The organism is Bdellovibrio sp. HCB185ZH, from assembly GCF_047302455.1.
GTDB lineage: Bacteria > Bdellovibrionota > Bdellovibrionia > Bdellovibrionales > Bdellovibrionaceae > Bdellovibrio.
The window spans coordinates 2,063,717-2,078,493 of sequence record NZ_CP178624.1; the positions used below are offsets into that span (position 1 = coordinate 2,063,717).

Genomic DNA, 14,777 nt, shown 5'->3' on the forward strand with positions numbered 1-14,777 from the left:
TGCAAAGCACACGAGCAGTCAGCGACAAGAAAGTCGCAATCAACGGAAGACTCCGTCGAAAAAAAGAAAAAACAAAATACCATCCCCGATCAACTTCCAATTTCCAATTTCTAACTATCCAGTAGAAATATGGTACCCCATATTTCTATGGGGTGCCGTTCGCAGGAAACAGAGATCAATTGTCAGCTCGTAAAGTGAGCTTCGGGCTTTGTACACTCGGAACCACTCACCAATTTTGATGAGTGTTCTCTATGAGGGTGATCTGATCATTGAAGATAAGATCGTGAACCGGTCTTTCATGGTCGGAGTCGGAACTTACCCTAGCATCCTTGTTAGGATAAGTTCATGTGACTATTAACCTTGGAAAGATTTGTTCAAGAGTCCAAGTGCTACGTTAGCTTGTTGGTTCGCTTGTGCTAGTACGCTAGTACCTGCTTGCAACAAGATATTATTTCTAGTCATTTCAGATGTCTCTTCAGCTACATCCACATCTCTGATACGAGAGTTAGCGGCTGACATATTCTCAACTGAAACTTGGATATTAGAAACAGTTGATTGAAGACGATTTTGGATCGCACCGAAGTCAGCTCTCATCGCGGAAACGCTTACGATTGCTGTATCGATCGCTGCTAGTGCATTTTGCGCAGAAGCTTTATCAGCTACAGACGTCAAGTTTACACCAAGTGCCGCAGAGTTTGCGTCAGCTTTTGAAGCATCGAAAGAGATACGGTCGATTTCTGGATTATTTCTAGTACCTACTTGGAAGTCCAAGATAGAACCGACACCCGCCAAAAGTTGAGTTCCGTTGAACTCTGTACCTTCTGCGATACGATCGATCTCAGATACCAATTGATCATACTCCACATTCAGGAACTGACGCTCAGTCGGTCCGACCGTGTCAGAAGCTGCTTGTACAGACAATTCTCTTAGACGAATCAAGATCCCAGAGATCTCATTCATCGAGCCCTCAGCCACTTGGACTAGGGAGATACCGTCTTGAGCATTTCGTGATGCTTGTTTTAGACCGCGAACCTGAGCTTTTAAGTTCTCAGAGATCGCTAGGCCGGCTGCATCGTCACCAGCGCGGTTGATACGGAATCCTGAAGCAAGCTTTTCCATGCTCTTATCAAGACCAATCTTCGTGCCCCACAAAACTCTTTGTGCATTCAACGAAGCTGTATTCGTGTTAATACGTAAACCCATAATTCCTCCTCCTTGAAGATTTACCGAGTTTCGATCCTTGAAACTCGAGGCACCTTACTGGTACCGATGGGTAGTTCATCTCTCCCCTTACTGATCGGTGTGTCTCAAAATTCCTAAAGTGATACGTCTCAAAAAAGTGCAAATCTGGGCTAAAGATCAGGTCAACAGAGGGTATGATGCGGCATAACTTATTGAAATTACTACATATCAGCAATACGGGATTCTGTATCTAGACCATAAGAAAATGTCTCAGGGCTAGGGCTAGTGCTCTCGTCCTGACCTCAAAAATGCCTAATTGGCTGTGATTGACAGCCCTCTTTTGACCTTACATATATAGATCTGCCTAGTTTCAGCACCCATTCGCGGAGGTTTTTAGTGGAAATCAGAGATCCCATTCACGGTTCGATCTATTATGCAGAGCCTGAAGTAGCTATCTTAGACACCGCTGAATACCAACGTCTTCGCGCCATCAAACAACTAGGTTTCTCAGAGATGAGTTTCCCTGGCGCCACTCACAATCGCTATCTGCATTCCGTTGGCGTTGCTCACATGGTGGGAAGAGTGTTTGATTCTATCTTCCGTATTTATCCATTCTCAAAACCTTCTGTGAAAACGAGATTGTGCCAAACGGTTCGCTTGGCAGCTTTGCTTCATGATGTGGGTCACGGGCCACTGTCGCACACTACTGAAACGGTGATGCCGCAATTATCGGAACTTAAAATCAAACTTTACGATGAAGAGCTTAAGTACGGAGATGCCGCGCACACAGTGATGTATAAAAATCGCCGTGCGAATCACGAAGACTATACGATCAAGTACGTTACTGATTCGAACATCTCAACGACGATCGAAAAAAACTTCTCTGATATCGCACCTATCTATATCGCTTGTTTGATCGATAAGGCTTTGCACTGCCCGGATGATTTCTTTATGGATAACGGAGTGGACTTCCGCCCTATTCTTTCGCAATTGGTTTCTTCTGAAATCGATGCCGATCGTATGGATTACTTGGAGCGCGATTCCTATTTCTGTGGAACGAACTACGGTAAAATCGACTCTCACTGGTTGATTCAAAATATGACTTTCCACCGCGTGGAAGATAAATTGTATCTTGCCTTGAACCGCAGAGCCCTTTATTCCTTCGACGATTTCTTGATATCTCGCCACCACATGCATTTGATGGTTTACGGACATCATAAGTCGATCATCTATGAAGAGATGCTGAATCGCTATCTGACTTCACCAGATTGCACATTCCAATTGCCAGGCAATATTGATGAATACACTTTGTACAATGACTACCGTTTGCACGAGCATTTGCGTTCTGCGAACAATCCATGGGCCCAAAGAATTGCACAACGTCGTCCGTTCAAAGTTTTGCTAGAGCAGCACAATACGACGGAATCCGATCGTCCAGAGTTAGTAAAAAAAGCTTTGGAAAAAGAAGGCCTGGAAGTCATTTGGGCGTCGTCACACGCACGCTTGTCTAAATATCACTCGGCTTCCCCCGAAGAGCGCGCGTCGCAAATCTTCGTCGTCGATCAATTAGATCCTTGGAGCCATCCGACTCCGATCAATCAGTCGACCGAAATCTTCCGCCGCTATGAAGGCACTCGTATCATCGATCGTCTGTACGTGGCGCCAGAAGAGTTTGAACGAGCTGACAAGATCCTGCGCACAATTAAAATCTAAGGCGAGTTATGTCTTGGAATGACTATTTTGAAAAGATTAAGAATCGTCCGGTGCGGGCTTTGCTGTTGAATGCCTTGAAAGAGGTTTCAAATGAAATGCCTAAAACTGCGATTGAATTGGGATCTGGGCCTGGCGTAGATACACTTCATCTTCTTAATTACGGCTGGACAGTAACGGCTGTCGAGAAAGAATCCGAAGGCATTAAAATTTTAAAAAACAATTTAACAGCGGATCAAAGTTCAAGACTCAGTGTCATCGAATCCGAGTTCGAAAAACTAACAAGTCTGCCAACGGCTTCCTTGATCTACGCAGCCCTAAGCCTGCCCTTTTGTAAATCAGAAGCCTTTCCTGAGTTTTGGAAAGTAATCGAAGCTTCATTTGCGAAAGAATGCGTATTTGCCGCGAACTTTTTCGGACCCGAGGATGAATGGGTTAAAAATGGCCATTGCACTGGCCATTCTGAATCTCAAATTCGCGAAATGCTAAAATCGTTCCCTATTTTTAAAATATCCGAAGACAAGGGCATGGGAAAAACCGCCATCGGTCCCGATAAGTTCTGGCACGTCTACCATATCATCGCTAAACGCTAATTTGGGACACCAGTTCCGCACGATTTGATAAGCATTAAAATCTAAGATTTAGTAGGAAGGACTGCTTCGATGTGGCGGTCTTCGGCTTCGGCCCAGGCTTTCAGGTGGGCTGGCATCTCTGGCTTCTGCAAAGGAATACCCAACACGCCCAACAGTTCTTCAGTGGACACCAAGCCGCCCGATTTTTTCAAGAACCTCGCGCGAATCATTCCCCACGCCACCGGCTCCCCTTTAACCAAAAACTTGTGCTCGATGTAGGTGTATTTATCATCCCAGTGAGCCAAACGTGTGGAGATCTGAAATTTCTGAAAAGGCTTTATCGACTTTTTGAAGCGCATGCGCTCCGCAGCCACGACGGGATACCATCCGTTGGCCGAAAACTTAGGAGCTGCGCCCATGCGAATCATATAATCTATACGGGCCAAGTCCTGCATTGAAAAATAAACGCCATTATTGATATGACCCAAGACATCACAGTCGGTGGGCCAACAGCGATAGGGAGTACGACACTCTTCCAACGCCCCCACTTTACTGCGAAAGCGCGAAATCAAAAATGTATAAATCAGACGAAAAATTAAGTTCATCCGGTTGACCTACGACAAAGAGAACTTCTGACCATTCATCGTCGCACCCATTGGACTTACTAGGAATGCCACTGTTTGAGAAATCTTATCTGCTTCGGTGATTTTCAATGACGGATCGATCAGTTTCATTTTTTCCATCGCTTCTTTGATGGATTTAGATTCTGGATCGTGAGCCAAAATGTATTCCTCCGTCAACGCCACGGTCAGTGTGTTCACAGTTACATTAAATTCAGAAGTTTGTTTCGCCAAAGCACCAGCAAAATCAATCAGACCCGAACGCACACCGTGTCCCATAACGTCTTCTTTGATTTTTGCCACGGGAGAATCATTCAATAGATAAATGATGCGACCTTTTTTACGGCTTTTCAGATAACCGATGACCGCTTGGGTTAGCATCAATGGAAGTTTCAAATGGCGATCCAACAACTCATCAACCAGATCAATGCCACCATCCATGCGAATCGGTGAAGGCTTTTGCATCATATTGGCGTCGATATAAATATCCAAGCCGCCGAAAGTTGTTGCCGCTTTACCGACAGCGTCTTTGATTTGTTCTGGAGTTTTTAGTTCTGATTGGATAGCCATCGCGCGACCGTATTTATCGCTGATTTCGCGCGCGTCGTTGATTTGATTGATAAATGGTGATGCCACCGTTTTATCAGGATCTAAAATCACACAATCTGCACCCATTCTGGTCAAAGTCATTACGATGCTAGAAACTGTTGTCGTCATCGGCCCTGCAATCAGGGCCACTCTTTGGTGCAAATTCAGGCTGTTATCCATTTAAACTCTTTCGATAATAATAGCGATACCTTGACCGCCACCGATACAAGCAGAACCCAAAGCGTACTTGGCATTTCTGCGGTGAAGTTCATAAACCAGGTGATTCATGATACGAGTCCCAGAAGCACCCAAAGGATGTCCTACGGCGATCGCGCCACCATTTACGTTTGTTTTTGCTGGATCGAGTTTCAATTCTTTTTCGACGGCCAAGTACTGAGCTGCGAAAGCTTCATTTACTTCGACCAAGTCCATTTGCTCTAGTGTCAAACCAGCTCTTTGCAAAGCCATACGAGCTGCACCAGCAGGACCGATACCCATGATGCTTGGTTCACACCCCACAGAAGCATAACTTACGATACGAGCTAAAGGTTTCAAACCCAGCTCTTTCGCCTTGCTTTCACCCATCAATAAAGAACAAGCAGCACCGTCAACGATTCCGGAGGCACCAGCCGCAGTTACCACGCCATCTTTTTTAAAGACAGGCTTCATCGTTGCTAGTTTTTCTAAAGTGGAATCCGGCTTTGGATGTTCATCCTTTTCAATAACAACAGAACCTTTGCGAGTTTCCACTGTTACAGGGGCAATCTCCTCTGCAAAGTAACCTTTATCAAAAGCTGCTTTGTAACGAGTTTGAGATTGAATTGAATATTTATCGACCATTTCGCGAGTGATGGAATATTTCACTGCTAAATTTTCGGCAGTGATGGCCATCGGAGTTCCCGCATAAGCATCCGTCAATGCTGACGTCATCATATCTTCAAGCTCGAAATTCCCCATGCGCATACCATCAAAGCGAACTTTTCTGGCAACGTAAGGAATTTGTGACATCTGCTCAACACCACCTGCAAGAACGGCAGTGGCTTCACCGGTTTGAATCATTTGAACAGCATTCACCCAAGATTGAAAACCGCTCCCACACAGACGATTCACACCCAGCGCGCCGACATTAATTGGAACGCCTGATTTCAAACCGATGTGGCGAGGAAGATAAGCAGCGTCTGCGCCCGATTGGACGACATTGCCAAAAATCACATGATCAATTTTTTCAGGAGAAACATTTGCAGCCGCAAGTGTGGCTTTCGCAGCGACAACACCCAGGTCTGTGCCTGAAACATCTTTAAGTGATCCGCCGAAGGCGCCAAATGGAGTTCTTTTTCCGGAGATAAATACGATTTTTTCCATGGCATAAGCGTATGCTTATTACCACTGCCAAGCAAGGCCTATCATAGCTAGACTGTCGCGGCTTGTTCCCTTGTGACTGACGATAAGATCTTTGTCAGAGAAGACTCTCTCTTTAACTTGAACATCAGTTTCTGCTGCACGCGCGTTGTAATTCACGGCCGCATTCAACCATCCTTTATATTCCATCTTTGCGAGAGCTTGAAATGCTTCAACTCTAAATGAAAATTTATGGGAAGTACCTGTTTTAGTAGTTGCTGGAACAACGACATCTGTTTTTAGTGTCTCTTGAGTTTCCTGCACAACTCGACCCAGAAGACTTTCTTGGACAACATCTGAATTGAACCATAGATTAAAAGATCTATCGGCAATTTTGCCCATCATCGTGGAAGTTGTTTCTGCACCCAAATTATCAGTGGGGATAACTTTATTGACGTCTTGTGAAGTGATTTTGGGAGTTACATTATCTACTGGAATCACCAGTTTTTTGGTCGTCGAAAGCTCAACACCAGCCATGCACTTTCCAGCGCATAAAAAGGAGGAAACAAAGAATAGGATGGACCAAATGTATCCCATGACACTATTCCTATTCAAATAGCGTTCCAATCTTAGATCCTAAACTCCCCTTATATTAGAGATCAGACGCAAATAACGAAGCCCCCTCCCAATCCGGGCGCAAAAGGTGCCTTTAATCGCTGCAGCTGTCGTCATAATGACACCAACCTTACGGTCTGTTTCAACCTGGGACGCCTTTTGCAACTCAAGTTACGGCTAATCAATTCGCTGGTGAAATACGTTTTTGAAATTAAGTCTTTTCAAATGCTTAGAGCAGAAGACTTGGTGGAAAGTAGCGGAATTTGACCAGCAGAAATTGTTAGTCGTTGATTTGTTAGACAGAAGACGGAGTAGTTCTCTATGAATAAAGTGAACGTTAAAAGATGCGCCCTCGCAGCCATTCTTTCAATTGGATTCTTTGCGCCGCAAATGCCAACAAGAGTATTTGCCGCGGAGAACGCTCCAAGCAATTTCCCTATCGATCTATTTGATATCGCTGAAACTCCTGCGACTGGGAATCAATCTAATACTGGAACTCCTAGCAATGGGAACGATGGCGCACAGTACGGCCCGCAACTGCCTAACAATGGTGGCAACAAAGGCAACCAGCAAGCCGGTGGCAACCAGCAATCTAACGGAAATAAAAATCAAGGCGGCAATCGCCTTGGGCCACTTCCTCGTCCGCAAACTGGCGGGAACAATCAAAGTCAAAACAATAACAATAATAATAATAACAACAATAACAATAGACCGAACCAAAATCCCAATCAGAATGGTTCGAACAATAGCTCTGCCAGCAACAATAACAGCGGCCGCCCAACAATGAAGGCTGTAAAAGTTGCTGACGAATTTGCATGTAATTTATTTGAAAACAGCTCGCAAGCAGCTCTTATGCAAGCAATCACGGATATGAATCGTGAGATCACGACGAAGTCCGCTTGTTCTGGAAATACTTCTGCTGATCAGTTGCAGAAAAACAGCCAAAGTGTGATGCAAAACGTTCAGGTTTTACAAAAAATCATGAACGCAGGTCCTGGCACAGACGTTAACTACAATGAGCTTTCTGATGCGATGACAGCTACGATGAACGCTACGACTACTATCGGTGATATTTTGGGCGATAACTCGTTCCTAAATAGCAAATGCGGTACGGATTCAATGAAGAGTGGTAAAGCATTGTTGGCATTCAATGAGCTTTTGGATGGCCTAGCTCCAATGGCGTTGTTCGCAGTTTCTATGAATGCAGCCCTGGCACCGGCTCTTCCATTTGTTCTTGGTGGTGCAGTAGCAACAAAAGGTATTACAGCGCTTACCAAAGTAATGGAAAATAAAACTATCGATATGTCTTTGCAGGATCAGCGTATGGCTGTATTCCAAAACACATGTCAGTACATCAAAATCTCTAAAAAAGTAACATACCTTCAGTTGACTGCTGAAAACCGTTTTAATGAATTCAGAAATTCGTTGAGAGCGGAACTTCCATTATACAAAGCAAGCTTGAATAACAAAAAGCTTTCTACATTCACAAACTTGGTATCGAACACAAAATTTGACCAGGTAAAAGCTCAATACATTAAAGACATCAAAGATTTTAAAGATCTTGAAGCTGCTTACAATGGTGAAGCTGATGGCGGCGACATGAGCGTTTGTTTCTTTGGCCGCTCTGCTTTGGAAGATCTAGCCAGAATGAAATCGGCTGATTTTGACTTTCCCGCATCCATCTTTGCAAACTTAAAAGATGCTTTGAATTTGGATCAAACGAAAAAAATCAAACGCGTGAATGTTGAAGGCCGCATCAACACGATTAAGTACTACGAAAGCGAAATTTCGAAAGCCAACACGCGAAATCCAAATGAGGTCCGCAATTGTGCTTCTAACACGAAAGAATGGATCACAAGCATCAAAAAGACTTTGACTGAGATTGAGAATATCATCGTGGAAGGACCAGCAGGCTCGAACATCGCCAACAATGGCGGCAAGAAAAGCGATGCTGATCGTGCTCGTGATGAAGGTAAGACGTTTGACCGTGTGAAGTATGCTATGGAAGAGCTTGCGAAAGATAACTCGATCGTAAATCGCTCGAATATCATCCAGGGTGCAGACTCCATTAAAGTGGGATTGTTCGGTGGTGGCAGCGGTGTTGCTCCTGTATGGTCATGGTTGAAATACACGGTTGGTATTTACGACCAATCAATGGCTTCATACAACAGAGGCATCAGAGACCTACAGACAATCGCAATGAATATCACGCAATCAGCTGCTGATATTCGCAAGCACGTTTCTCAGGTGAATGATGGTCAAATGTTGATCATTGGCCAGCAATACCGCGAAGACAAAGCGCAAGCGGCAGCTCTTTCGAACTTGATTCCGCAAAATAAAAACATCAACGAAGAAAAGCGTGCGCTTATCTGTAAGACACTTAAACAAACTTACGTGCAATACACGGCTGCTTGGGATCACTTGGGAACTGTTCAGGTTATGTGTGACATGATTTCAGGTGTTCTTGATAACTCAATGGACAGCAAAATCATCAAATACTGCGCAGGAGACTTGTTACTTAAAGGAACTATCTCAACGATCAGCACAACTCAACAGCAATTGCAGTCCTACTACAAGCAAGCCATGTTGTTAAATGATCGCATGACTCGTTTGAATTGCAGCACTTCATTGTAATATCGATAAAAAGCTAAGGTGAAAGCGTCACCAGTGACGGGTTCACCTTAGCGATCTCTACGATCTGTTCACGACTTAATCCAGAAGTATTCGAACGAAAAACGACCGTGACACCCGCTTGCACCAAAGCCATCACGTCTTCTTTAATCACTGCTGAATTCACATTGTAAACAAAGGGGCGGACGCGAGCCAGAGTGAGCAAGTCTGCCTGGCTTAATCCTGAGGTGGCGCTCATCACCACCAGCTGCACTCCTTGTCCAGCGAGAGTGGTTAAATATTCTTTTGCAATGCGATTGCTATCGACATACAAAACATAAGTTCCGGATTTAGACATGTCAGATAGATCTTCACGGGTGTAAGTGGTCTTAGCGACAGAAATCCCAATGTTCGCATTCCCAGTTTTAAGAAGATCGATGGTATCAAATTTATTAGTCAACCCCATCTGATTTTGGCAGTAATTAACCTTGGCGACCTTCGCGATCTCTTTCACATCATAAATCGAAGCCGAGCTGACTTCCGTACTAAGACAATCCGCAAACTGCGGAGGCAAAGCCGCAAAAGCTCCAGAAGAAAAAAGAATCAAAGATGAGAAAATTCGGAGAATCATAAAACCCCCACACCAAAATTGTAGGAGCGTAAAAAGATAAAATCCAATTGCCTTATGACATTAAAAAAGGCGCCTGTAGCGCCTTTTAAGAATCTATTCGTCTAAGATATAGTTGATCGGGTCTACTGGTGTACCATTGATGCGTACCTCATAGTGACAGTGAGGTCCTGTCGATCGACCGGTATTACCGACGGCGCCCACAACGTCCCATTTACTTACACGCTGACCTACTTGAACGTAGATCTGCGACATGTGACCGAAACGAGTTGTTACACCAAAACCGTGGTCGATACTGACTAGCTTACCGTAACCTTCATCATAACTTGCAAAGATCACGACACCGTCAGCAGGAGCATAAATGGGCGAGCCTGGTGCTGCTGCGATATCAAGACCCGCATGCAGCGTGGTTTTCCCAGTAAATGGCGAAGTTCTGTACCCGAACCGTGAAGTGATCCAACCTTTTGCAGGTTTCATGTTCGGAGTGGCGTTTAGCAAGCTTTGACGCTCCGATAAGCTTTCCCACAAATCGATAACAGATTGTTCTTTGAGTTGAGTTTCTTTAACCGCTTTTTCAATACGGATAACCAAAGAGGCGTAATCTTTGTCGGCGGTTTCATTTGCAAGTTCACCGGCTTGATCATTCAAAGGTTTTTTATTAGCAAACGTTGCGTCTTGCTGAGCCAATCCCTCGCCGTCATCACGGGATTCCATTGGTTCATATTCCTCAACCGGCTGATTTGGAGCAGGTTTTGGTCCCATCGTCAGTTTCGTAATACGGTCTTCGGCATCGACGTTGGTGATCAATTTCAATTTGGTTGTGAAAGTTTTTACGCGCTCCAACGAGTTTTCCAAAGCGCTGACTTTACTTTCAACCACTTGGAACTGTTTTGTAAGTTGAGCATTTTCAGCTTTCAGGCGTTTATTTTCCATGGCTTGCAAAAGCAAACCGAAATAATCGACCATACCCGCTGCAAAGATAATGATTACGACGGCGGAGATAAAGGACACGGCTTTCAGCCAGGCTGCAGAGAGCACCAATTTACGGGTTTTGCCCGTTTGGTTACTCACTATAAATAGCGTGACTTTCTTTTTATCCAAAAATTCCCCTATCCACTAACCGCTTACTCGTAAAAATGAATCAACATAACAGTGACGTTGTCGTCACCACCATTTGCCAGTGCTTGTTCTACACAGGCTTTAACTACTTTGTCAGGTTTATTTTTATTGATGATGTCGCAAATTTTTTGATCTTCAACCAAACCAGAAAGGCCATCGGAACACATCAAAAACATTTCGCCAGGAGCAATTTCTCTTTCGATAATGTCTGGATATGTTTCTCTTTCATATCCCACGCTGCGCGTGATCACATTTCGACCTACGAACTGACGAACTTGTTCTTCGCTCATCACACCAGCGCGTAACTGTTCATTGATCAAAGAATGATCTTCAGTAATTTGCCACATCTGCGGTTTTTTATACATATAACAGCGCGAATCGCCAACATTTCCCACGTACAGATGATTGCCCCGTAAATAAGCCATCACCATCGTCGTTCCCATTCCGGAAAGTTCGGGTCTTTCGTTGGCAGCTTTATCAAAAATTCTGCGTGAAGCTTCTTCGTAAGAATGCTGAATCATTTCACGGGGTGAGCGGTTCGCTGAACCGGGTTGAAGCATAATTTCTTCAACGGTCTCCACAGCCATGCTGGAAGCGACTTCCCCGCCAGAGTGTCCGCCCATTCCGTCGGCTACAACAAAAAGCCCAAGCTCTTTGTTGACGAGGCATGAGTCCTGATTAGATTCACGTCTGAGGCCTTTATCTGTTAAATACCAGCAGTCAAATTTCATAGAAGTTACATTCTCACTCAAAGCCTTTCATACGTCAAAGTCCGGCCCTAGACCTCTGTCGAATTCTTGCTTACTGGCTCACCTCTTCCTCATTATCAGGTGTCATAATACCGATAGGAGAGGCGAGGTTCTATGAAGAAGTCACCGTCTTTCAAAAAGTATGTGTTGCTCTCCATCGCAGTCCACATTTTGGTGTTCGGCGCATTTTATTTGGTAGAGACTCTTCAGCAAAAGTTTCCTAAGCAGGAAAGTGTCAGCATTGATTTGCTGACACCCGAGGAAATGCAAAAGCTGGTTGAGGCACAGGAAGCTGGTCAGATTAAGAAAGTTCCAGTACCGACGGTTCCTAAAAATCAAATTGTTGAGCAAAGCGAAAACTCCATCAATGAGACGGAGCCAGTAGATTCACGCTTTTTGAGCGCGAAAAACCAAACCGTTACCAAACAGTCAGTAGCAAAAGAGCACGGCGAATTCCAGAATATCAAGAAAGCCGCGCCTCAAAAAACTGGACCTAAAGGTGATGGTAAAATTAAATCCACTGCAAAGGCTGAGGCCAAACCTACGCCTGAACAGAAAGAAAAAATCGTTCGCGATTTATTCAAATCATTTGATGCATCCGAAGCTTTGGAACGCCAGAAATTGGCTGATCGCAAAAAAGATCAGGGCGCGGAACAAGGCCAAGGCCTTGGTCGAGGCAACAACGAAGACATCGCAAAAGATGGCGCCGACACCAGCCGTTCGAATGACTATTTGAAGGATGTGGATCAGGGTCTGGAGACGATGTTGAACACGCGCGAGTTTAAGTACTATTCGTACTATAACCGCATCCGCCGCCAGTTGGCCCAACACTGGGAAGGCCGCGTGCGCGAAAAACTATCGAGAATGTTTAAAGAAGGTCGTGCTCCTGCCTCTACGGGTCAAGATCGCGTGACAAAACTTATGATCGTACTAAATGACCGAGGTACACTTGTAAATGTTCAAGTGATGAGTGATTCCGGCGTGCGTGATTTGGATGATGCTGCAATTGAAGCGTTCCGCGCAGCTGCGCCATTCCCAAATCCTCCGAAAGGCATCATCGAAGGCGACGGCACTGTGAAGATCCGCTGGGACTTCGTTCTTGAATCCTAATGTTTAGTTACCCATGCCGGTGTCTCAATCTGAGACACCTTCTGGCATCCACCTTGCTCCACTAAAAATCATGAACTGGGGCTTTAAGGCTTTAATCCTTATTAGTGCGATCCTATTGTCAAAGAACTCGGCAATAGCAAGCCAAAATTGCGGCAGGTTTCTGTGCGCCTCAAGCTATTCCGCTTTGGACCGCTTGAGTGAGGAAACTGACGCATTCGTCAAAATGTTGAAAAGCGAAGGAACGACTGCGCCTAAAGATCTTATTCAACAGGTGCGAAAAATCGAATCCTTGAATGAAGGCTATTTCAAAGTTGCAGGAATCACTTATAAAAAACTTCCAACATCGTTGAAAGTAAAGGGCCTGTCCATCACCTACACTCGTTATCAATTGCGCGGGTCTTCCCAAGGCGATGCCATCTCAAAATCTCTAACCGAAATTTCAGTTCCAGTGATTTTGGATCCCCTGTATCTTTATAACTATAAATATTTTGGCCACTATGTCGATGACACTATCTTCGTAGGACCCCATGTTTTCAGACTTAATCTGATGGGCGTGACCTCCACTCTTCAACACGAACAGCTTCACTCTGAAGAGCACGAAAAAGTCCGCCAGGGTAAAATGAGCCTGGGTCGCCTGGAATTGATGAATTCTGAAGGCCGCAGGTCAGTAAATTACGGAAACTATTTCCGCGTTGACGAAATTGAAACACACCTCAATGACTATCATCTACTCACTGATCCCGCGATCGCCGCACAACGTGATTTGGATCTTATTACTCAAGGTCTTACAAGTTCCGCCCTTGATTCAATCAAGAAACACCGTGATGTCGTAGTCAAAGATAAAGTCCAAAATCTGAAGCGTTTCTCGGCGGAATCCCAGGAAATGCTTGCAAAGATCAAAGCCCGCATCATGCACGGTGCGATCCCATACTCATCCAAGTATGATCCCGCAACGGGCGCCATCCGCGTTATCTTTACGACGGAATATAAATTCTATGAATTCATGAGTTTCGACCTTCGTGGACTGATTGTTCCCAGCGACTTGAATGATTGGGTAAAGGTTCGCGAAATCATCCTGAATACAATTAATTGGTCTGAAGAGCGAATTTCCAGTTCGAATATTAACAGCATAAACATATAATCGAGGTACTTATGAAAAAAATCTTATTAGCTTTTGCAATGATCCTTGGTGCAACTTCAGCTTTTGCCGCCGAAGGCACAAGTACTTCAGAAATTTATAAAACCGACCGCGTTGGAAAAAACTGGATGATCGCGGGTCAGCTTGTTGGAATGACCAGCAAAGTTGGCAGCGAATCCGGAGTGGTGGCCGGTGTTTACTTCAATCCAGATTCTTTGCTTTTGGTTGAAGCTTACGGCGCAGAGGAAAGTGGATTCTGGCATAACTTGGATGGCGACGTAAAAATTAAATCGCAAAGCATCGCGGTGATGTACAAAAAAATTCTTGGGTAACTCGTTCTATATGAAAATGGGAGCTATTGGTCGTTCCATTGACTACTCGAATTATGAAGTTCCTCAGGACGAAAAATTCAAAGGGACTTCCATCGCGGGATCATTTGGCTTAGGCAATCAATGGCAAATCAAAAACTTCACACTGGGTGCAGATTGGATCTCTTTTTCTCAACCGATTTCGACCAATATCACGTCTGAGCAAATCTATGACAACACGACATACGCTCGTCAAAGCATGGATGACGCCCAAAATACTTACCTAAAAAGCTCTTACTTCCAGTTCGTTCGCTTTTATGTGGGTGCAAGCTTCTAGCGAGCCCACGCTTTATAGCCCGGGGCTTCACGAGCTCTGTGGCTAAAAAACCGCATGTCACTCTTAAAAAGGTTCCTTTTTACACTAAGGGACCTTAACTACCCCCTCCAAACATCCAGAAAACTCGAATGAAAGCCTCGTATTTGGTCCAAT

General features: G+C 44.6%; 15 protein-coding genes. 7 read left to right on the top strand and 8 right to left on the bottom strand.

All coding sequences use genetic code 11. The annotated features are described in order from the left end of the window. Positions 1–354 precede the first annotated feature (354 nt). On the bottom strand, positions 355–1,203 hold the full coding sequence (locus ACLSU7_RS10055) for a flagellin (protein ID WP_088616335.1): 849 nt from the start codon (positions 1,201–1,203) through the stop codon (positions 355–357). A gap of 375 nt (positions 1,204–1,578) precedes the next feature. Between ACLSU7_RS10055 and ACLSU7_RS10060 the strand changes: the two genes are divergently transcribed. After that, positions 1,579–2,895: an HD domain-containing protein gene (locus tag ACLSU7_RS10060; protein ID WP_413291751.1), complete on the top strand. Its 1,317-nt coding sequence runs from the start codon at positions 1,579–1,581 to the stop codon at positions 2,893–2,895. Between the two features lie 8 nt (positions 2,896–2,903). After that, the gene (locus tag ACLSU7_RS10065) at positions 2,904–3,485 is read left to right on the top strand and encodes a class I SAM-dependent methyltransferase (protein ID WP_413291752.1); all 582 of its coding nucleotides are present in this window, start codon (positions 2,904–2,906) and stop codon (positions 3,483–3,485) included. Between the two features lie 41 nt (positions 3,486–3,526). Here ACLSU7_RS10065 and ACLSU7_RS10070 read toward each other — a convergent pair whose 3' ends face one another. The 4 genes from ACLSU7_RS10070 to ACLSU7_RS10085 are packed head-to-tail and all read right to left on the bottom strand — an operon-like array spanning position 3,527 to position 6,607. Further along, positions 3,527–4,069: an acyl-CoA thioesterase gene (locus ACLSU7_RS10070; protein ID WP_413291753.1), complete on the bottom strand. Its 543-nt coding sequence runs from the start codon at positions 4,067–4,069 to the stop codon at positions 3,527–3,529. A gap of 9 nt (positions 4,070–4,078) precedes the next feature. Then, a complete protein-coding gene (locus tag ACLSU7_RS10075; RefSeq protein ID WP_413291754.1) occupies positions 4,079–4,852 on the bottom strand; it encodes an SDR family oxidoreductase in 774 nt (257 codons plus the stop codon). Continuing rightward, positions 4,853–6,034: an acetyl-CoA C-acetyltransferase gene (locus ACLSU7_RS10080; protein ID WP_413291755.1), complete on the bottom strand. Its 1,182-nt coding sequence runs from the start codon at positions 6,032–6,034 to the stop codon at positions 4,853–4,855. Positions 6,035–6,052: 18 nt separating this feature from the next. Further along, positions 6,053–6,607, bottom strand: coding sequence for a hypothetical protein (locus ACLSU7_RS10085; protein ID WP_413291756.1), 555 nt, complete (start codon positions 6,605–6,607; stop codon positions 6,053–6,055). A gap of 339 nt (positions 6,608–6,946) precedes the next feature. Here ACLSU7_RS10085 and ACLSU7_RS10090 point away from each other — a divergent pair, with 339 nt between their 5' ends. Continuing rightward, on the top strand, positions 6,947–9,259 hold the full coding sequence (locus tag ACLSU7_RS10090; RefSeq protein WP_413291757.1) for a hypothetical protein: 2,313 nt from the start codon (positions 6,947–6,949) through the stop codon (positions 9,257–9,259). A gap of 13 nt (positions 9,260–9,272) precedes the next feature. On the opposite strand, the gene ACLSU7_RS10095 is transcribed toward ACLSU7_RS10090, so the two are convergent. The 3 genes from ACLSU7_RS10095 to ACLSU7_RS10105 all read right to left on the bottom strand — a co-directional run bounded on the left by ACLSU7_RS10095 (position 9,273) and on the right by ACLSU7_RS10105 (position 11,713). Continuing rightward, complete coding sequence (locus tag ACLSU7_RS10095; protein WP_413291758.1) at positions 9,273–9,866, bottom strand: hypothetical protein; 594 nt, start codon at positions 9,864–9,866, stop codon at positions 9,273–9,275. Between the two features lie 93 nt (positions 9,867–9,959). Further along, positions 9,960–10,934, bottom strand: a complete 975-nt coding sequence (locus tag ACLSU7_RS10100; protein WP_413291759.1) for a M23 family metallopeptidase — start codon at positions 10,932–10,934, stop codon at positions 9,960–9,962. Between the two features lie 53 nt (positions 10,935–10,987). After that, positions 10,988–11,713: a Stp1/IreP family PP2C-type Ser/Thr phosphatase gene (locus tag ACLSU7_RS10105; RefSeq protein WP_413291760.1), complete on the bottom strand. Its 726-nt coding sequence runs from the start codon at positions 11,711–11,713 to the stop codon at positions 10,988–10,990. 132 nt (positions 11,714–11,845) lie between these two features. Here ACLSU7_RS10105 and ACLSU7_RS10110 point away from each other — a divergent pair, with 132 nt between their 5' ends. From ACLSU7_RS10110 to ACLSU7_RS10125, 4 genes are all read left to right on the top strand, one after another. After that, positions 11,846–12,841, top strand: a complete 996-nt coding sequence (locus tag ACLSU7_RS10110) for a TonB family protein (RefSeq protein WP_413291761.1) — start codon at positions 11,846–11,848, stop codon at positions 12,839–12,841. 223 nt (positions 12,842–13,064) lie between these two features. Next, the gene (locus tag ACLSU7_RS10115) at positions 13,065–13,982 is read left to right on the top strand and encodes a hypothetical protein (protein ID WP_413291762.1); all 918 of its coding nucleotides are present in this window, start codon (positions 13,065–13,067) and stop codon (positions 13,980–13,982) included. Between the two features lie 11 nt (positions 13,983–13,993). Beyond that, on the top strand, positions 13,994–14,311 hold the full coding sequence (locus tag ACLSU7_RS10120) for a hypothetical protein (RefSeq protein WP_413291763.1): 318 nt from the start codon (positions 13,994–13,996) through the stop codon (positions 14,309–14,311). Beyond that, positions 14,304–14,624, top strand: coding sequence for a hypothetical protein (locus ACLSU7_RS10125; RefSeq protein ID WP_413291764.1), 321 nt, complete (start codon positions 14,304–14,306; stop codon positions 14,622–14,624). Before ACLSU7_RS10120 ends, ACLSU7_RS10125 begins: the two co-directional genes overlap by 8 nt. Positions 14,625–14,777: the final 153 nt, after the last annotated feature.